At 57.3% G+C, this 17,983-nt stretch carries 17 protein-coding genes; 10 read left to right on the top strand and 7 right to left on the bottom strand.

Annotated elements, in window-relative coordinates; translation table 11 throughout:
• Window positions 1-69 precede the first annotated feature (69 nt).
• A complete protein-coding gene (locus tag ACZ0A4_RS21965; RefSeq protein ID WP_463576357.1) occupies window positions 70-519 on the top strand; it encodes a c-type cytochrome in 450 nt (149 codons plus the stop codon).
• Between the two features lie 78 nt (window positions 520-597).
• On the opposite strand, the gene ACZ0A4_RS21960 is transcribed toward ACZ0A4_RS21965, so the two are convergent.
• The 4 genes from ACZ0A4_RS21960 to ACZ0A4_RS21945 all read right to left on the bottom strand — a co-directional run bounded on the left by ACZ0A4_RS21960 (window position 598) and on the right by ACZ0A4_RS21945 (window position 5,231).
• Window positions 598-993: a DUF1090 domain-containing protein gene (locus tag ACZ0A4_RS21960; protein ID WP_397483951.1), complete on the bottom strand. Its 396-nt coding sequence runs from the start codon at window positions 991-993 to the stop codon at window positions 598-600.
• Between the two features lie 97 nt (window positions 994-1,090).
• Entirely contained in the window at window positions 1,091-2,767 is a 1,677-nt protein-coding gene (gene ligB, locus ACZ0A4_RS21955) for an NAD-dependent DNA ligase LigB (protein WP_463576356.1), read from the bottom strand.
• 259 nt (window positions 2,768-3,026) lie between these two features.
• Window positions 3,027-4,217 carry a methionine adenosyltransferase gene (gene metK, locus ACZ0A4_RS21950; RefSeq protein WP_016987231.1) on the bottom strand — a complete coding sequence of 397 codons (1,191 nt, stop codon included), beginning with the start codon at window positions 4,215-4,217 and terminating at the stop codon, window positions 3,027-3,029.
• Between the two features lie 18 nt (window positions 4,218-4,235).
• The gene (locus ACZ0A4_RS21945; protein WP_463576355.1) at window positions 4,236-5,231 is read right to left on the bottom strand and encodes an ArsR/SmtB family transcription factor; all 996 of its coding nucleotides are present in this window, start codon (window positions 5,229-5,231) and stop codon (window positions 4,236-4,238) included.
• Window positions 5,232-5,490: 259 nt separating this feature from the next.
• Between ACZ0A4_RS21945 and tkt the strand changes: the two genes are divergently transcribed.
• From tkt to ACZ0A4_RS21910, 7 genes are all read left to right on the top strand, one after another.
• Complete coding sequence (gene tkt / locus ACZ0A4_RS21940) at window positions 5,491-7,488, top strand: transketolase (RefSeq protein ID WP_463576354.1); 1,998 nt, start codon at window positions 5,491-5,493, stop codon at window positions 7,486-7,488.
• Window positions 7,489-7,666: 178 nt separating this feature from the next.
• Window positions 7,667-8,719 (top strand): erythrose-4-phosphate dehydrogenase, encoded by a 1,053-nt coding sequence (gene epd, locus ACZ0A4_RS21935; RefSeq protein ID WP_463576353.1) that lies wholly within the window; start codon window positions 7,667-7,669, stop codon window positions 8,717-8,719.
• Window positions 8,720-8,731: 12 nt separating this feature from the next.
• Window positions 8,732-9,895, top strand: a complete 1,164-nt coding sequence (locus ACZ0A4_RS21930) for a phosphoglycerate kinase (RefSeq protein WP_463576352.1) — start codon at window positions 8,732-8,734, stop codon at window positions 9,893-9,895.
• 34 nt (window positions 9,896-9,929) lie between these two features.
• Window positions 9,930-10,151, top strand: coding sequence for a hypothetical protein (locus ACZ0A4_RS21925; protein ID WP_007913756.1), 222 nt, complete (start codon window positions 9,930-9,932; stop codon window positions 10,149-10,151).
• 57 nt (window positions 10,152-10,208) lie between these two features.
• Window positions 10,209-10,541: an MliC family protein gene (locus ACZ0A4_RS21920; protein WP_463576351.1), complete on the top strand. Its 333-nt coding sequence runs from the start codon at window positions 10,209-10,211 to the stop codon at window positions 10,539-10,541.
• 270 nt (window positions 10,542-10,811) lie between these two features.
• Window positions 10,812-11,876: a class II fructose-bisphosphate aldolase gene (fba, locus tag ACZ0A4_RS21915; protein ID WP_008081027.1), complete on the top strand. Its 1,065-nt coding sequence runs from the start codon at window positions 10,812-10,814 to the stop codon at window positions 11,874-11,876.
• Between the two features lie 303 nt (window positions 11,877-12,179).
• Window positions 12,180-12,413, top strand: a complete 234-nt coding sequence (locus ACZ0A4_RS21910; RefSeq protein WP_463576350.1) for a ubiquitin-like protein — start codon at window positions 12,180-12,182, stop codon at window positions 12,411-12,413.
• A 196-nt stretch (window positions 12,414-12,609) separates the two neighbouring features.
• On the opposite strand, the gene ACZ0A4_RS21905 is transcribed toward ACZ0A4_RS21910, so the two are convergent.
• Together ACZ0A4_RS21905 and ACZ0A4_RS21900 are read right to left on the bottom strand one after the other, a co-directional pair.
• Entirely contained in the window at window positions 12,610-12,972 is a 363-nt protein-coding gene (locus tag ACZ0A4_RS21905) for a DUF6124 family protein (protein ID WP_463576349.1), read from the bottom strand.
• Between the two features lie 548 nt (window positions 12,973-13,520).
• Complete coding sequence (locus ACZ0A4_RS21900; protein WP_463576348.1) at window positions 13,521-13,748, bottom strand: hypothetical protein; 228 nt, start codon at window positions 13,746-13,748, stop codon at window positions 13,521-13,523.
• A 585-nt stretch (window positions 13,749-14,333) separates the two neighbouring features.
• On the opposite strand from ACZ0A4_RS21900, the gene ACZ0A4_RS21895 reads away from it, so the two are divergent.
• The gene (locus ACZ0A4_RS21895) at window positions 14,334-14,735 is read left to right on the top strand and encodes a hypothetical protein (RefSeq protein ID WP_463576347.1); all 402 of its coding nucleotides are present in this window, start codon (window positions 14,334-14,336) and stop codon (window positions 14,733-14,735) included.
• 102 nt (window positions 14,736-14,837) lie between these two features.
• Here the strand turns inward: ACZ0A4_RS21895 and ACZ0A4_RS21890 are convergent, their stop codons facing one another.
• On the bottom strand, window positions 14,838-15,506 hold the full coding sequence (locus tag ACZ0A4_RS21890) for a polysaccharide lyase family 7 protein (RefSeq protein WP_463576346.1): 669 nt from the start codon (window positions 15,504-15,506) through the stop codon (window positions 14,838-14,840).
• A gap of 321 nt (window positions 15,507-15,827) precedes the next feature.
• On the opposite strand from ACZ0A4_RS21890, the gene ACZ0A4_RS21885 reads away from it, so the two are divergent.
• On the top strand, window positions 15,828-17,951 hold the full coding sequence (locus ACZ0A4_RS21885; protein ID WP_463576345.1) for a putative bifunctional diguanylate cyclase/phosphodiesterase: 2,124 nt from the start codon (window positions 15,828-15,830) through the stop codon (window positions 17,949-17,951).
• The last annotated feature ends 32 nt before the right edge of the window (window positions 17,952-17,983 follow it).

Genomic DNA, 17,983 nt, shown 5'->3' with positions numbered 1-17,983 from the left:
AATAGGGCTATTGGTGTTTGACGGTGACGCGAGGATACTGGCCGCCGAATTCCGTGACCTGAAGCCACCATGACTCTTAAAAGAATTTCTGTTGTATTGCTGGCCTGTCTGACCCTTGCTGCCTGTGGCGGAGTCGACCCGAATTCCCCGCTGGGCCAACGCAAGGCGATCTTCAAGCAGATGCTCAAGACCGGTGAAGACCTCGGCGGTATGTTGCGTGGACGGATTCCGTTCGACGGGCCGAAGTTCGCCGAAGGCGCGGTCAAACTCGATGCGTTGTCCCATGAGCCGTGGAAGCATTTCCCGCAGGTTCGCGAAGAAGATCACACCAGCGCCAAGGACGATGTCTGGAAGCAGCAGGCGCGTTTTCAGGAAATGGCCCGCACCCTTGAAGCGGCCACCGGTGAATTGGTGATCGCCAGTCAGGTTCAGCCGTACAAGGCCAGCAACCTCGGGCCTGCGGTGCAGAAAGTTGAAGATGCCTGCAGCGCTTGCCATAAACAGTTTCGCGATCATTGATACCTAAAAGATCGCAGCTTGCGGCAGCTCCTACATTGATCAGGGTAGGAGCTGCCGCAGGCTGCGATCTTTTGATTTTTACTTATCGATTTCGTCCAGCGCATCCTGCAGTTCTTTGCGCGACTCGGCGAGTTTGTCTTTGCGCTTGTTGATCTTTTCCGGGTCGCCTTTCTTCATGGCTTTATCGAGATCAGCCTGACGCTGACTGACTTCGTGCTTGGCTTCGAGCACCTTGTTTTCGCGCTCTTTCTTCAGGCCTGCGTCGGTGCAGTTTTTCGTTACTTCATTCAGAGCCGTTTCCAGGCCTGCCTGCTGATCGGTATTGCCGCGCGTCTTGGCCTGTTCGATCTGGTTCATGATGCCCTGCTTCTTGGCGGCACAACCGGTCAGGCCCGGGGCGTCTTCATCGGCCATGACGGGGGTGGCCATTACGCCGCAAAGGGTCAGCATGGCGAGCGGTGCGAGAAATTTCATAAAAGCTCCATGTGCAAAGGCAATCGGGTCGGGGCGGCACTGCGCTGTTGGAGCGCCTCGGTGGTGGTTGGGTTCCCGGGGTAACGGGATTGCGTGCTCAGAAACCGTCGATACCGGCGTTACGCAGAGTATCGCTCAAGGCTAGCACCTGCGGATCGCGGAAGAATGCGCTCAATTGCGCTGCTCGACCGGGGCCGATACCGGGTTCTGCCTGCCATTGTTCGGTGTCACGTTGTGCCAGCGCCTGCCATGAATCGGGGAGTCGTGCCTCACCGGTTGGCGGTAAGCCCAGGGCTTTCAGCCACAGAGCGAAGGGCCGTTGGCGGGCGCTGTGAAAACTGTGCATCAGGCGTTCGCTGCTGCGCTCGCCGAAGCCGGCAATGTTAGCAAGCTCTGGCGCGTCGAGGGTCAACCAATCCAGCAGGTTGTTCAGGCGGCCTGTTTCGAAAAGTTTCTCCCAGGTGCCGCGACCGACATGTTGCATCGCCAGTCCCCGTTTGCCACTGAGCCAGGTCAAGCGCGCGAGAAACTGGCTTTCGCAACCTGGCGTGGGTTGCCAGCAGCTCAAGTTGTGGAAGTCATCAGCGTTGGGGATCTTGATGTCTGCCCGTTCGACGGTGCGCAGTACAACATTGTCGAGCCGCGGAATGGTCAGGCCGGCCAGGCTGATTGCGATCTGATCACCGGGACGAATATCCAGCGCCCGCCAGTGCTTCAACGAACTGGCGCTGACCCGTTTGATCTCCCGGTCGTCGAGCATGACCGGGACAAGCTCGATCACCGGGGTGATGCGCCCGGTGCGACCGATCTTGAAGTTGACCTTGCGCACTTGCGCTAACGCTTGCGCAAACGGGTATTTCCAGGCGACCGCCCAGTACGGCGCGCGCGCCTGCCAGCGTTCGGCAGGTGGACGCTGGTTCTGGCGCAAAACCACGCCGTCCGTGGCAAACGGCAGGGGTGAGCGATACCAGTGCTCGCGCCATTTCTGCGCCTCGGCGAAGTCGCTGACGGGATGGCTGAACGGCTCGATTGTGGCGAAACCCAGTGCTGCCAATCTGGCGATACGCTCGGGCAAGTCCAAGGATTCTTGCGGCCAGTCCCAGACGAACAGTCCGATGCCGGCGGCGCGTTCGGCCTCCAAGGATTTTCTTCCCATCACACCTGCCACGGTCGCGCGGGCGTTGACGCTGCCGGTTCGAGCTTGCACGTGTTCGTTCAAGCGCCAGTAGAGTTCACCTTGCACCAGCAGATCCACTGGTTGTGAAAGGCGTTTAGGGATCGCGCCAATCTTCTGTGACGATGCCGTCCAGTCTTGGCCACGAACGCCGTTACCACGACTGATGGCCTGATGCAGAACGCCTGCGCGATAAATCAGCGTCACCGCGACGCCGTCGACTTTGGGCTGTACCCAGACATCCTTGCGATCGCGCAGCCACGTTTCCACCGCCTCGGCCTTATGCAGTTTATCCAGGCCGGTATGGGCGATGGGGTGGGCGATCGAGCCCGAGGCTGTGCGCAAGGGATCGGCTGGCGAGGGCAATTTGAAACACTCTCGCCATTCGTTCAGGCGTGTGCGCGATTGATCGTAGAGCTCATCGGCAATCAGTGAACGACCTTCGCGGTGATAGGCGTCGTCCCATTGGTCGATCTGTTTTTGCAGGGCGGCGATTTCGCTTTTTGCTTGAGTGGCCGGCCATTTCGGGCAATCGGCGTGGGCGTTGAGGGTCGTACAGGCCAGGAGAAAAACAGACAGCAGGCGCAGCGTGGCAAGCATCGTGAGCGTCCTTGCTCAGGGGGAATGATAGAAGGTTAGGCGAAGATATTTATACTGTCGGATGGGTGTTTTGCGGCTTGTTTCTGTGCAGTAAAGAAGCCCCTCACCCTAAACCTCTCCCTGAGGGAGAGGGGACTGACCGAGTGGTTTGTTGAATGTGCATCGACCTGAACGTTCTGAGTTGAACTCTTTGATGCCGGCATGAAAAAGCCCCGCACGGCGCGAACCGTGCGGGGCTTTTTTGTACCGCGGGGAAGTCTTACAGGCCAGCAGCGGAACGCAGAGCGTCGGCGCGGTCGGTTTTTTCCCAGGTGAACGTGGTGAAGGTGTCTTCGCCAACGGTCTTGGTCTCTGGCGTGCGACCGAAGTGGCCGTACGCTGCAGTTTCCTGGTACATCGGGTGCAGCAAGTCGAGCATGGTGGTGATTGCGTATGGACGCAGGTCGAACACTTCACGCACCAGTTTGACGATCTTGTCATCGCTGATCTTGCCGGTGCCGAAGGTGTTCAGCGAGATCGACGTAGGCTGAGCCACACCGATCGCGTAGGAAACCTGAATCTCGCAACGCTCGGCCAGGCCGGCCGCGACGATGTTCTTGGCAACGTAACGGCCAGCGTAGGCAGCCGAACGGTCAACCTTCGATGGATCCTTGCCGGAGAACGCGCCGCCGCCGTGACGGGCCATGCCGCCGTAGCTGTCGACGATGATCTTGCGACCGGTCAGACCGCAGTCACCTACCGGGCCGCCAATGATGAACTGGCCGGTCGGGTTGATGTGGAACTGGGTGTCTTTGCTCAGCAGTTCGGCAGGCAGCACGTGCTTGACGATCAGCTCCATCACGCCTTCGCGCAGGTCTTTGTACGACACTTCAGGGTTGTGCTGGGTCGACAGAACAACGGCGTCGATACCGACAACCTTGCCGCCTTCGTAGCGGCAAGTCACTTGCGACTTGGCGTCCGGACGCAGCCAAGGCAGCAGACCCGATTTACGGGCTTCGGCCTGGCGCTGCACCAGTTGGTGCGAGAAGGTGATCGGTGCTGGCATCAAAACGTCGGTTTCGTTGCTGGCGTAGCCGAACATCAGGCCTTGGTCGCCGGCGCCCTGATCTTCAGGCTTGGCACGGTCAACACCCTGGTTGATGTCCGGGGATTGCTTGCCGATGATGTTCATCACGCCGCAGGTCGCGCCGTCGAAGCCGACGTCGGAGCTGTTGTAGCCGATGTCGAGAATCACGTTACGCACGATCTCTTCCAGATCGACCCAAGCGCTGGTGGTGACTTCACCGGCAACGATGGCCACGCCAGTCTTGACCAGAGTTTCCACGGCAACGCGTGCGTGTTTGTCCTGGGTAATGATGGCGTCCAGCACCGCATCGGAAATCTGGTCGGCGATTTTGTCCGGATGCCCTTCGGACACGGACTCGGAGGTGAAGAGGGAGTATTCGCTCATCTCGATGTTTTCCTGAATTTACCGATGGTGAGTGTCGCCAGCCGGTCGCTGAAAATGGCGGACCTGGATCTGGAAACCATTACGTAAGCCTACATAGAGGCTTTCCCCGGGAACGAGTCCCGCAGCGGTGGCCCAACGGGCCAAATCGTCCTGTTCAAACCCCAACCAGAGATCACCGCAGGCCTCCCTGGCCCAACTCTGGTTGTGGCTACATAACTCTGTCACGAGCAGGCTACCGCCCGGTTGCAGCAGGTCGGCCATGTGCTTGAGCGCATCGGCCGGCGCGGCGAAATGGTGCAACACCATGTTCAGTACCACGCAATCGGCCTTGAGGCTTGTGCCATTCAATGCATCGGCCAATTGCAGGCTGACGTTAGCCAGCTGTTCACGTTCACATACCTGACGCGCCAGTTCGAGCATCGCCGGGCTGTTGTCCAGCGCGGTTACGGTGCCGAAGCGCCGCGCCAGTTCCGGCAGAAAAGCACCATCGCCGGGGCCGACTTCAATGGCCGTGGCTGCACCATTGAAGTTCAGTTTGTCGAGCAGGGCCAGCACGCTGTCACGGTACTGCGGCAGGCCTGCGATCAAGTCTTGCTGGGCACGGAATTTCTCTGCCACCCGGGCGAAAAAGTCCTGGCTGGCGGCGGCACGTTGGCCGTGAACCTGCTCGATGCGCGCTTGCACGTCGCCAGGCAGTGCCAGGTTGTCGACTTCTTCTAACAACGCCGCGTGCAGCTTGCCGCCGAGCAGTTCGGTGTGGGGCAGGGCGCGGCGATAGAAAATCGCGTTGCCTTCGCGGCGTGTCGCCACCAGGTCGGCTTGTGCCAGTACCTTGAGGTGATGACTCATGCCGGACTGGCCCATGCCAAAAATTTGCGCCAGCTCCAATACACCAAACGAATCGTTGGCCAGCGCGCGCAAGACATTCAGCCGCAACGGATCACCGCCGGCCTTGCACAGGGCCGCCAGCTCGTCGCAATCGTCATGGCGAATGGAAGGCACGCGTAAGTTCATAGGGCTGGCAGTCTAGAGAGGGGGGCAATTCATCGCAAGGTCAATATCAAAATGTTTTGATATTGCTCGATAAATGGCACTTCTCACGAGACGGTTAACTCTACAAACGAGTAGCGGAAAGGTTTCACCAACAGAAAGCGCCGCTATCCATTGGAAAAACGCCCCCCGATGACTATCTGTCATTGCCCCGAGGCGCCCCGGTGAGGGAAAATGCCCTCCTTTTTTCCGTTTCGACTTACCAGAACCCAGGAGATCAGCGATGCCTAGCCGTCGTGAGCGTGCCAACGCCATTCGTGCCCTCAGCATGGATGCCGTGCAAAAAGCCAACAGCGGCCATCCCGGTGCCCCTATGGGTATGGCAGATATCGCCGAAGTGCTTTGGCGCGACTACCTCAAGCACAACCCGAGCAATCCATCGTTCGCTGACCGTGACCGCTTCGTGCTGTCCAACGGCCACGGCTCGATGTTGATCTACTCGCTGCTGCACCTGACCGGTTACGACCTGTCGATCGACGACCTCAAGCAGTTCCGTCAACTGCACAGCCGCACCCCTGGCCACCCGGAATTCGGTTACACCCCGGGCGTTGAAACCACCACCGGCCCGCTGGGTCAGGGTCTGGCTAACGCCGTCGGTTTCGCTCTGGCAGAAAAAGTTCTGGCAGCGCAGTTCAACCGCCCGAACCACAACATCGTCGACCACCACACCTACGTATTCCTGGGTGATGGCTGCATGATGGAAGGCATTTCCCACGAAGTCGCGTCCCTGGCCGGTACGCTGGGTCTGGGCAAGCTGATTGCTTTCTACGATGACAACGGCATCTCCATCGACGGCGAAGTCGAAGGCTGGTTCACCGATGACACCCCGAAGCGTTTCGAAGCCTACAACTGGCAAGTGATCCGCAACGTTGACGGTCATGATCCGGAAGAGATCAAGACTGCCATTGAGACCGCTCGCAAGAGCCCGCTGCCGACCCTGATCTGCTGCAAGACCACCATCGGTTTCGGCTCGCCAAACAAGCAGGGCAAAGAAGACTGCCACGGTGCCCCATTGGGTGAGGCGGAAATCGCGCTGACCCGTCAGGCGCTGAACTGGAACCACGGCCCGTTCGAAATCCCGGCCGACATCTATGCCGAGTGGGATGCCAAGGAAAAAGGTCGCGCGGCCGAAGCCGAGTGGGATCAGCGTTTCGCTGCCTACTCCGCTGCGTTCCCGACCGAAGCCAACGAACTCGTTCGTCGTTTGAGCGGTGAGCTGCCAGCTGACTTCTCGGAAAAAGCCTCGGCTTATATCGCCGAAGTCGCGGCCAAAGGCGAAACCATCGCCAGCCGTAAAGCCAGCCAGAACACCCTGAACGCGTTCGGCCCGCTGCTGCCGGAACTGCTTGGCGGCTCCGCTGACCTGGCCGGTTCCAACCTGACCCTGTGGAAAGGTTGCAAGGGCGTCAGCGCTGAAGACGCCAGCGGCAACTACATGTACTACGGCGTGCGTGAATTCGGCATGACCGCAATCATGAACGGCGTGACCCTGCACGGCGGCCTGGTGCCTTACGGCGCGACCTTCCTGATGTTCATGGAGTACGCCCGCAACGCCGTGCGCATGTCGGCGCTGATGAAGAAGCAAGTGATCCACGTCTACACCCACGACTCCATCGGTCTGGGCGAAGACGGCCCGACGCACCAGCCGATCGAACAACTGACCAGCCTGCGTACCACACCGAACCTCGACACCTGGCGTCCAGCCGATGCCGTTGAATCGGCCGTGGCCTGGAAAAACGCGCTGGAGCGCAAGGACGGCCCATCGGCGCTGATCTTCTCGCGTCAGAACCTGCAACACCAGGAACGCGATGCCGGCCAGATTGCCGACATCAGCCGTGGCGGTTACGTGCTGAAGGACTGCGCAGGCGAGCCTGAGCTGATCCTGATTTCGACCGGTTCGGAAGTGGGTCTGGCGGTTCAGGCGTACGACAAACTGACCGAGCAGGGCCGCAAGGTTCGCGTGGTTTCCATGCCGTGCACCAGCGTGTTCGACGCTCAGGACGCTGGCTACAAGCAAGCCGTGCTGCCGTTGCAGGTCAGCGCGCGTATCGCGATCGAAGCGGCGCACGCCGACTTCTGGTTCAAGTACGTGGGTCTGGAAGGTCGCGTAATCGGCATGACCACTTACGGCGAATCGGCTCCGGCTTCGGCACTGTTCGAAGAGTTCGGCTTCACCCTGGAAAACATCCTGGGTCAGGCTGAAGAACTGCTGGAAGACTAAGGCACAGCGCGGTGGCCTCAGGGTCACCGCAATCCCTGTGGGAGCTGGCTTGCCAGCGATAGGGTCATCAGCTTCAACATAAAAGTTGTCTGAACGGACGCTATCGCTGGCAAGCCAGCTCCCACAAGGGTTGTGTTGCAACAAACATTGCGTCTGCCTGCGTACTATCGAGAACCCCATGCCTCAACCGCGTCCCTACAAAGTTGCACTCAACGGCTACGGCCGGATTGGTCGTTGCGTCTTGCGTGCGTTGTTTGAGCGAGGCGAAAAAGCCGGGTTTGAAATTGTCGCGATCAACGATCTGGCGGACATGGCCAGCATCGAATACCTGACACGCTTCGACTCCACCCACGGCCGTTTTCCGGGCGAAGTGCGAGTAGACGGCGATTGTCTGCATATTAATGGCAACTGCGTGAAGGTCCTGCGCAGTGCCACCCCCGAAGGCATCGATTGGGCGTCGCTGGGCGTCGATCTGGTGCTGGAATGCTCCGGTGCCTACAACACCCGCGAAGACGGCCAGCGCTTTCTCGACGCCGGCGCGCCACGGGTGTTGTTCTCGCAGCCGATGGCCAGCGAGGCGGATGTCGACGCCACCATCGTTTACGGCGTCAATCAGGATTGCCTGACCGGCGACGAACTGCTGGTGTCCAACGCCTCCTGCACGACCAATTGCGGTGTGCCGTTGTTGCGTCTGCTCGACAAGGCGATCGGCCTCGATTACGTGTCGATCACCACCATTCACTCGGCGATGAACGATCAGCCGGTGATTGACGCCTATCACCACGAAGACTTGCGGCGCACCCGTTCGGCGTTCCAGTCGGTGATTCCGGTGTCCACTGGTCTGGCGCGCGGTATCGAGCGCCTGCTGCCGGAACTTGCCGGGCGAATTCAGGCCAAAGCCGTACGCGTGCCGACGGTCAACGTGTCCTGCCTCGACATCACGATGCAGACCGCCACCGCGACTGACGCCAATGAGGTCAACCGGATCCTGCGCGAGGCCGCCTCCAGTGGCCCGCTCAAAGGCCTGTTGGCCTATACCGAGTTGCCGCACGCCAGCTGTGATTTCAACCATGACCCACATTCGGCCATCGTCGATGCCAGTCAGACCCGTGTTTCCGGCCCCAAACTGGTGAACATCCTGGCCTGGTTCGACAACGAGTGGGGTTTTGCCAACCGAATGCTGGACGTTGCAGAACACTATCTGCAAACAGCAACTTCAAAAAAACCGTAGGAAGTGCGACCCATGACCGTGTTGAAGATGTCCGACCTCGATCTGCAAGGTAAGCGCGTATTGATCCGCGAAGACCTCAACGTCCCAGTCAAGGACGGTGTTGTCACCAGCGATGCGCGTATCCTGGCTTCGCTGCCGACCATCAAGCTGGCCCTGGAAAAAGGCGCGGCCGTGATGGTCTGCTCGCACCTTGGCCGTCCGACCGAAGGCGAGTTCTCCGCCGAGAACAGCCTCAAGCCAGTCGCTGACTACCTGAGCAAGGCGCTGGGTCGTGAAGTGCCGCTGGTGGCTGATTACCTGGGCGGCGTTGACGTCAAGGCCGGCGACATCGTGCTGTTCGAAAACGTGCGCTTCAACAAAGGCGAGAAAAAGAACGCTGACGAACTGGCCCAGCAATACGCGGCGCTGTGCGACGTGTTCGTGATGGACGCTTTCGGCACCGCTCACCGTGCCGAGGGTTCGACCCACGGCGTGGCCAAGTTCGCCAAAGTCGCTGCTGCAGGTCCGCTGTTGGCCGCTGAACTGGATGCATTGGGCAAAGCCCTTGGCGCACCGGCTCAGCCAATGGCTGCCATTGTTGCTGGCTCCAAGGTCTCGACCAAACTCGACGTGCTGAACAGCCTGAGCCAGATCTGCAATCAACTGATCGTCGGCGGCGGCATCGCCAACACCTTCCTCGCGGCGGCCGGTCACCCGGTTGGCAAGTCGCTGTACGAACCGGATCTGCTCGACACCGCCCGCGCTATCGCCGCCAAAGTCAGCGTGCCGCTGCCGGTTGACGTGGTGGTTGCCAAGGAATTCGCCGAGACCGCAGAAGCCACCGTCAAGCTGATCGCTGACGTCGCGGCTGACGACATGATTCTGGACATCGGTCCGCAAACTGCAGCCAACTTCGCTGAACTGCTGAAATCGTCGAAAACCATTCTTTGGAACGGTCCGGTCGGCGTGTTCGAATTCGACCAGTTCGGCAACGGCACCAAAGTGCTGGCTCAGGCCATCGCGGAAAGCTCGGCGTTCTCCATCGCTGGCGGTGGCGACACCTTGGCCGCGATCGATAAATATGGCGTGGCTGAGCAAATCTCCTACATTTCCACCGGTGGTGGCGCGTTCCTTGAATTCGTCGAGGGCAAAGCGCTGCCAGCCGTTGAAGTCCTGGAAAGCCGGGCCAAGGCCTGAGGCCGCCCGTTTGGCCAGGCAAAGGAGTGTTTACATGGTCAAGTCGTTAGCGCTGTTGTTGCTGACCGGTACGCTGGCGGCCTGCGGGAGTAACCCGAAGGCCGAAGCCACGCCGGCGCCGAGCGAGTCGCAGAAGGGCTGCTATCAGGCCGACTGGCAGGCCGAAACCAACCCGGTGCTGAACAAGCGTTCGGGGCCGGACGGTCTGGACAAATACGAGACGCAAACCCCGGCCAAGGAACATGGTTGTCCTTGACGGGTCTGACTCTTTAACTCAGGGCTGGCGGCGTGCGCCGTCAGTCGAGGAACACGGATGAAAGGCTTGATCGCCATTGCGGCGTTGGCATTGTTGGGCGGTTGCGCGCAGTTGAACCTGTTTCAGTCGTCTGCCCCGGCGGACAACTGGACCACCTGGACCTGCGACAGCCAGGCCAAAGTGCTGTGGCGTTACGCCGATGCCAGCCAGAAGGAAGTCGACGTTCGACTGGGTGGCGGTGATCAGGTCTATCGCCTGAAAGAAGAGCCGGGCGCCTCGGGCACGCTGTACAGCGACGGCATGCTGGCGTTTCACGTCAAGGGTGACGAAGGCCTGGTGTACTGGGTCGCCACCAATGACCTGATCGGCCGCGGCTGCAAGGCTGAATAATTGCAACACCGCAGGCCCAATGTGGAAACAGATCCAACTGTGGGAGCGAGCTTGCTCGCGAAAGCGGCGGATCAGCTTGCATCAATGTTGACTGTTGAAATGCATTCGCGAGCAAGCTCGCTCCCACAGGGTTCTGCTCAGTTCCGAAGAATTTGCTTTATCGAATCACCAGACCGGGCCTCAACCCCCGATCTGCAATCACTTGAATAGCCGCCGCCGCTCCGGCAGGCTGGCACGATTAACGACCCTCAACCGGGAGAGACACACACAATGGCACTTATCAGCATGCGCCAGATGTTGGACCACGCAGCCGAATTCGGCTACGGCGTTCCAGCTTTCAACGTCAACAACCTTGAGCAGATGCGCGCCATCATGGAAGCCGCTGACAAGACTGACTCCCCGGTGATCGTCCAGGCTTCGGCCGGCGCTCGCAAATACGCCGGCGCGCCTTTCCTGCGTCACCTGATCCTCGCCGCGATCGAAGAGTTCCCGCACATCCCGGTGTGCATGCACCAGGACCACGGCACCAGCCCTGACGTCTGCCAGCGCTCGATTCAACTGGGCTTCAGCTCGGTAATGATGGACGGCTCGCTGGGCGAAGACGGCAAGACCCCGACCGACTACGACTACAACGTCCGCGTCACCCAACAAACCGTGGCCATGGCTCACGCCTGCGGCGTATCGGTAGAAGGCGAGCTGGGCTGCCTGGGTTCGCTGGAAACCGGCATGGCCGGTGAAGAAGACGGCATCGGCGCCGAAGGCGTTCTGGATCACAGCCAAATGCTGACCGACCCGGAAGAAGCCGCTGACTTCGTCAAACGCACTCAGGTCGATGCCTTGGCCATCGCCATTGGCACCAGCCACGGCGCCTACAAGTTCACCAAGCCACCGACCGGCGACGTGCTGGCGATCGACCGAATCAAGGAAATCCACAAGCGCATCCCTAACACCCACCTGGTGATGCACGGTTCGTCCTCGGTGCCACAAGAGTGGCTGGCGATCATCAACCAGTACGGTGGCGACATCAAAGAAACCTACGGCGTACCGGTTGAAGAAATCGTCGAAGGCATCAAGCACGGCGTGCGCAAGGTCAACATCGACACTGACCTGCGTCTGGCGTCCACCGGCGCAATGCGTCGCCTGATGGCCACCAACCCGAGCGAATTCGACCCACGTAAATTCTTCGGCGCCACCGTAACCGCGATGCGTGATGTGTGTATCGCTCGTTATGAAGCGTTCGGTACTGCCGGTAATGCTTCGAAGATCAAGCCGATCTCGCTGGAAGCGATGTATCAGCGTTATCTGAAGGGTGAGTTGAACGCTAAGGTTAACTAAGCCTGGGCGTTGAACTGCTTTAAAAGAAACCCGCCGTGAGGCGGGTTTTTTACTGGGGTAAATAAGTCTGTTCTCTTTGTTTCTACCCTTTGTTTCTAAAATAAATAAACCCTTTGTCGCTTTCTCATTTTTTGCTTTAGTGAGAGCTTCGTTATGCAAAATTTTCAATTTTTCACGTGTGGCTAGTCATATTTATCATAAGTACCTGTTAGTTCTAACAGGTGTGCAAATCCTGAATGTCAGGAAAATGGGAGTGGGAGATTAGCTCTCCATTTAATGGCTAGTGATTCAGCGGAGATGGATATGCAGACTTTTATAACAAAAATTGCTGATAATAAAGTTATCACTTTAGAGGTCGAACCAAGCGATAGCATCGAAAATGCCAAGGCGAAAATACAGGATAAGGAAGGTATTCCGCCTGATCAACAACGGCTGATTTTTGCTGGAAAGCAACTCGAGGATGGGAGGACATTATCAGATTACAATATTGTTAAAGATTCAAAACTTCATCTTGTTCTCCGTTTGCGGGGTGGGTGATGTTGTAGTTGTAATAGGGTTTTTGTCTTGGATAAACTGTTCTGGCAATAGCTAGACATAAATTAATTTGTATATGAAGAAACCCGCCGTGAGGAGGGTTTCTTGTGAAGGACTGTTTTTATCGTACAAGAGTCAAGAATGTCACCTGTAGCAGAAATTAATCAAACTCTTAAATGGGCATGTCAGTTACGGGCGGTTATTCCTTTAGTTCGACATGATCCAGTGCCTGATTCACCGCCAGTTCTCCAAGCATGACCACCTGCGCGATGCCTAGCGCAGTCTTGCGGTGTGAGGTATCGAGCATGGCGGCGAAGTTGTTGAGCATTTCGCTGGCTGAACCCAGGGTCTCGCTGGCGTTGGCCAGTAGCGATTCGGTGTTGTACTTCGGGTTGGCGAGGTACATGGGCTCGGGTTTGTGCGTGCTGGCCATGATGAAGGCGGACGGTTTCAGGTAATGGTCGAGGGCGCGTTCGGCGGCGTCGTTGAGTTTTTTCGAGTCGAGGGATTCGTACGGGGAGGCCGGGTCGATGATCGGCGGGTGGGGCGTTGATTTGATCATTAGCTGAAAAACTCCTGATGGAGCCGCTTCGTCTTCTCTACTAAAAGAAGGGTGGCAGCTGTGCGCAGGTTAGTAGACCGGGGAGTATTCAGCATTAACCGGCGCGCCGAAGCGCCCTGCACACAGCCACCATCAAGTCGGACAGCAATCACCGACGGATGCGCTTTGCACATAACTGAAAAACACCACGGGCTACTAAACCCGATCACTGGAAATCAGTGACGCGAATCAAGTTACCGATGGCCCGCCAGGCGCACAAGCCGGCGGATTCTGGCGTAGTGGTAGGCAACGGCGCAAGCTGTTGTAGGCATCCGGACGTAACTGCTGACAGATCTAAACATCGCTGTTTAAAGGCTGGATTTAAAACAGGTCAACCGAGCATCCAGCGCTTCAACTGAACGAATAATCCACCGTAAAGCGGCGTCTCTGCACTTGAATGAGCGCAGTGAGTTGACTGGGGAAGAGGCTTTCTTTCAAATGATAACCGGTCAGCGCATGGCGCCCGCCTCCCGCATGAGCGCGGATGGCGCTGAGTGTCGGGTAACCTCTCAAACAGTCATTTCTCCTTGCCAGCTGTCTTTTGCATCGGCGATGTCGGTCATGAACCAAACGTCGGTGGAGGTACCGTCTCGGTGGTAATAAGACCCGGCAATCGGGTAGCTCTGAGCGTTATCTTTAAGCGTGCCCCACAACTGACCGTTGTTTGCGTTTGCATGGGTAATGTCTATGCAAAAGCTGTTGTCGTCGTTGCAGAAGTTTCCGAGTGGACCTGGCATGGGCGGCTTCTTGGCGGATTGATGTGTCAACCAACGTTATCGGGGTTGGTTAACAGAGCCAACTGTCAGGTCTGACAGGTTTTTATATCTTTTTTGGATTTCCCAACGTTTTTTTAAGTCCGTGTTGAATGCAGCGGAGATGGGTGCTGTGCCTGAAAAGGGGACAGATTTATTGAATTTATCCCTCCCCTCGGTATTTTTATTAGCATTCGCACTACTTCGCAGGTCCTCTAGATCGTTTTGAAATCCGAATTCTGTTGATGTTTTAAATTAGGTCGGTGAAACGTGGACCGGGCGTCAATTGCCCGCATTGAAGCGCGCCTCTTATCAACTGCAATTCGGAACGTGGTATGGCTTGATTCATGAACTCTGTGTAACGGGCAAGGCGGGCTGGATGGTCCAAGCCACGTCCTTTGAAACCAGGGTTTTCATCCAGCCAATTGTTCTTATCCAGATTCGTTCATTGAGTTGTTAAGAAGTCTCTGGCTATGCTTTTTAAGTATAACAACCTGTCAGATCTTACAGGTGTGGAAAATTTTTTAGCCATTTATTGTAAGGGCTCATTTATCTTTCAGGATGGAAAAAATGCAAAAGGACAAAAGAGCTACCAGTGTTGGTGTTGGCGACGTTCACATGTTTCTGACGATTCCCGGTGGGGAAAGCTTTACCGTCTCGATTCGTGGAAGAGAGTTTTTGGAACACAGTGGAGAATCTTTTAGCTTTAAGTTTCTTCAGGATTTAGGCAGGAATGAGTTCTATATTGGTTCCACAATCGACAAAAAACTTCCACTTAACGTGGTGTACAAACTAGGCGAAATCGGCACAGCTGCCCACGTGCATCTGGAGTTGGACGGCATTGATAACTCAAGGAATGCCCAGGGCTTTGTTTGTTTGGAGCGAGGCGGAGATTATCCGAAGGGTGTGATCTTTTGTACTGAAGAAAAAGCATTTAATTTGATTGCGATGTTTGATTTCAAAAGTAGTTAATCTTGGTCTTTACCGCGGTATCAGTAACATACGGCAGACTTTAAAAAGTCTGCCTGTTTTTATTCCATCTCATCGATAACTGATGCTCAGGTAAGTGCCCTGTTATTTGTCATGATCAATATCCAGCTTGCTGAATGTTACTTGCCCGCCCTCACTCGTATACCCGGTGTTGTCCTGCACATAAACCCCAGCCTTGAAGTACAACGGCTTGTCCCGCCACGTCGCACTGATCTGTGAATCCCACTGATAACCCGCCGCACTCACACCCAGTGCGCCGCCGGGGCTGAGATGGATGAGGTAATTGAATTCGCGATCCAGTTTGATTCCGGTCGCCAGGGTGATAACCCGGCTTTCATCCTCGTCTGGGTGCATGCGCACCTTGATCACCAGGTTGCCGGTCTCGGTTTTGGTTTTGTACTGGTATTCGAGTTTGACCATCGGCTTCTGGCTTTCATAAGCATGAATCTGGCCGATGACGATCTTGCCGGAACTCGGCACTTTGTTAACCGTGAGTGTCGCGCGCAGCAGGTTGTCGGCATCCGGGTAATACCAGTTGCGCAGGGTGCCGTTGCTGTAGGTCTCCCGCAATTCGGTGCGAGGATAAATGGCGTTTTCGGTTTTTGACCCGGTAACCGGTGACCAGAAGAACAAGGTGCCGGTGTCGGAATGGAAGTATTGATCTTTGAAGCCGTTCACCAGTTTGGAGGTTTCGACGGTGTATGGCGGGCTGCCAACGGGAACGCTGAGGTTCCAGGTTGCGAGATCGATCATGTCGGTTCTTCCACTCAAGTTACACTGCACGTACGTGCCAGAAGCTCTAGCCCGCACGTTTGGGGGCGGCCTTTATAAGCGTAGAGGGAAAATTTGTTAACGCCCGTTTGGCAGATGATTGACGTCAACATCCTGTCGAAATGCCATCTCTGCCGGTTTCCGGGGGCTTCAGCGGTGACCGTTAGTCGGCAAATTCACGCTTTGGTTAAATGATGGCCTGATGACAGCTTCTGCTTTCCTGGATCCAGTACTAGAGTGAAGGCTCAGTATGTGTGCGGTTTTTACCGGAAACCGACCAAAAGTCCCGACAAGAGAAGCAGCATGGAATGCGCGCAACCCCCGCCAGGTGAAGGCAGCTCTGTCCTTTTGATCGTTGATGATTACCCTGAAAATCTGATCAGCATGCGCGCGTTGCTGCAGCGCCAGGATTGGCACGTCCTCACCGCAGCCTCCGGTTTCGAAGCGCTCAATATTCTGCTCTCGCACGATGTCGATCTGGTGCTGCTGGATGTGCAGATGCCGGGCATGGACGGCTTTGAAGTGGCGCGGCTGATGCGGGGTAGCCAGCGCACGCGCCTGACGCCGATCATCTTTCTGACCGCCAATGAACAATCCCAGGACGCCGTGATCAAGGGCTATGCCAGTGGCGCGGTGGATTACCTGTTCAAGCCGTTCGACCCGCAGATTCTCAAGCCCAAGGTGCAGGCGTTGCTGGAACACCAGCGCAATCGCCGCGCGTTGCAGCGTTTGAGTCATGACCTGGAAGTGGCGCGCGCCTTCAATGCCTCGGTGCTGGATAACGCTGCCGAGGGGATATTGGTGGTGGGCGAGGACGGTTTGATCCGCTTTGCCAATCCGGCGATTTCGCGCTTGCTGAATGCGCCGGTGAAGGACTTGGAAGGTCAGGAATTTCTCGATTTTCTACAGAAACCGCACATTCCGCTGTGGGCCGATTCCGAGTTTTATGCCAGCTATAAACGTGGCGAAACCCTGAGACTGCACGACGCCTTGCTGCGCACCGTGCCCGGCCAGCAGGTACCGGTGGCGCTGTCCTGCGCGGCGTTGCCCACCGAACAACATGCGATGGTGGTGACGGTGCTGGACATGTCGGTGGTGCGGCACTTGCACCAGCAGCTCGAATTTCAAGCAGTGACCGATCCGCTGACCGGTTTGCTCAACCGTCGCGGCTTTTACCAGACCGTTGAAAACCTGTTGCTACGCGGTGAGCGCAGCGACAGCAGTTGGGTTTTGCTGTATCTGGACCTCGACGGCTTCAAACGGGTCAACGATTCGCTCGGTCACGATGCCGGCGATCGCGTACTGCGCTGGGTCTCCGAGCAATTGAAGGCGTGCCTGCGACCCTTCGACATTCTGGCGCGCATGGGCGGCGACGAATTTACTGCGCTGCTGGATCTGGAATTTCCCGAGCAAGCGGCGAAGATTGCCGAGAAACTCATCGAACGGGTGTCGATCTGTCAGCAGATCGAAGGGTTGGACATTGCCCTCGGCGCCAGCATCGGCATTGCCACTTATCCTGACTGCGGCTCGAACCTCGACGGATTGCTGCGTGCATCCGACATCGCCATGTACGAAGCCAAGCGCGCCGGGCGTCAGCAATATCGTTTCTATGATCATGAAATGAACGGTCGGGCGCGTTCGCGGCTGATGCTTGAGGAGAGCGTGCGCGCGGCCATCGAGAACCGCGATTTCAATCTGGTCTATCAACCGCAAGTGGCCATCGACACGGGTCAGATCCGCGGCTTTGAAGCATTGTTGCGCTGGCAGCACCCGAGCGTCGGTGATGTGCCGCCGGGATTGTTTTTGCCATTGCTGGAGGAGGCGCGGCTGATCAGTCGCCTCGGCAGCTGGATCTATCATCGCGGCGCCGGCCAGCGCAAAGCCTGGGAAACCCTGTTTGCTGAAGATCTGGTGCTTGGCGTGAGTTTGAGCAACACCCAGTTCAGCCTGCCGAATCTGGTCACCGAGTTGCGCCAGGTCATGGAGCGGCACGCCTTGCAGCCTCGGCAACTGGAGGTCGAGGTCACTGAAGAAGCGTTGATGCAAAACCCCGAAGAGACCCGCAAACAGCTGCGCTCACTGCGCAATCTTGGCGTGCGTGTTGCGCTGGATGACTTTGGCTCCGGGCCCTGCTCGCTTGCGCATCTACGCGATCTGGAATTGGATACGCTGAAGATTGACCGCCATCTCATAGCACGATTGCCGGACTCCAAGCGCGACGCCTCACTGGTCAGCACGGTCATCAGTCTATGCAAGCAATACGGTTTGCTGGTGATCGCCGAAGGGGTGGAAACGATCGAGCAGTACCAGTGGCTGCAAGCTCACGGCTGCGAGTACGTGCAAGGCTTCCTCGTGGCGCGGCCATTGGTCGCCGAGGATGCGGCCAGCTTCGCCGAACCGTTTGACTGGAGCGCGCTGCCCGGTTGAATTCGCTACACTGGCGCACCTTTTCGAACCGT

The organism is Pseudomonas sp. AC172 (assembly GCF_979258595.1).
This window is presented reverse-complemented; position numbering and strand designations above follow the sequence as displayed.

Excerpts from the sequence above, each read along its gene's own strand:
- fba (WP_008081027.1), top strand. The coding sequence starts at position 10,812 with ATGGCACTTATCAGCATGCGCCAGATGTTGGACCACGCAGCCGAATTC.
- ACZ0A4_RS21930 (WP_463576352.1), top strand. The coding sequence starts at position 8,732 with ATGACCGTGTTGAAGATGTCCGACCTCGATCTGCAAGGTAAGCGCGTA.
- ligB (WP_463576356.1), bottom strand. The coding sequence starts at position 2,767 with ATGCTTGCCACGCTGCGCCTGCTGTCTGTTTTTCTCCTGGCCTGTACG.
- ACZ0A4_RS21890 (WP_463576346.1), bottom strand. The coding sequence starts at position 15,506 with ATGATCGATCTCGCAACCTGGAACCTCAGCGTTCCCGTTGGCAGCCCG.
- epd (WP_463576353.1), top strand. The coding sequence starts at position 7,667 with ATGCCTCAACCGCGTCCCTACAAAGTTGCACTCAACGGCTACGGCCGG.
- ACZ0A4_RS21885 (WP_463576345.1), top strand. The coding sequence starts at position 15,828 with ATGGAATGCGCGCAACCCCCGCCAGGTGAAGGCAGCTCTGTCCTTTTG.
- ACZ0A4_RS21920 (WP_463576351.1), top strand. The coding sequence starts at position 10,209 with ATGAAAGGCTTGATCGCCATTGCGGCGTTGGCATTGTTGGGCGGTTGC.
- ACZ0A4_RS21900 (WP_463576348.1), bottom strand. The coding sequence starts at position 13,748 with ATGCCAGGTCCACTCGGAAACTTCTGCAACGACGACAACAGCTTTTGC.
- ACZ0A4_RS21910 (WP_463576350.1), top strand. The coding sequence starts at position 12,180 with ATGCAGACTTTTATAACAAAAATTGCTGATAATAAAGTTATCACTTTA.
- ACZ0A4_RS21960 (WP_397483951.1), bottom strand. The coding sequence starts at position 993 with ATGAAATTTCTCGCACCGCTCGCCATGCTGACCCTTTGCGGCGTAATG.
- ACZ0A4_RS21895 (WP_463576347.1), top strand. The coding sequence starts at position 14,334 with ATGCAAAAGGACAAAAGAGCTACCAGTGTTGGTGTTGGCGACGTTCAC.
- ACZ0A4_RS21925 (WP_007913756.1), top strand. The coding sequence starts at position 9,930 with ATGGTCAAGTCGTTAGCGCTGTTGTTGCTGACCGGTACGCTGGCGGCC.
- tkt (WP_463576354.1), top strand. The coding sequence starts at position 5,491 with ATGCCTAGCCGTCGTGAGCGTGCCAACGCCATTCGTGCCCTCAGCATG.
- metK (WP_016987231.1), bottom strand. The coding sequence starts at position 4,217 with ATGAGCGAATACTCCCTCTTCACCTCCGAGTCCGTGTCCGAAGGGCAT.
- ACZ0A4_RS21945 (WP_463576355.1), bottom strand. The coding sequence starts at position 5,231 with ATGAACTTACGCGTGCCTTCCATTCGCCATGACGATTGCGACGAGCTG.
- ACZ0A4_RS21965 (WP_463576357.1), top strand. The coding sequence starts at position 70 with ATGACTCTTAAAAGAATTTCTGTTGTATTGCTGGCCTGTCTGACCCTT.
- ACZ0A4_RS21905 (WP_463576349.1), bottom strand. The coding sequence starts at position 12,972 with ATGATCAAATCAACGCCCCACCCGCCGATCATCGACCCGGCCTCCCCG.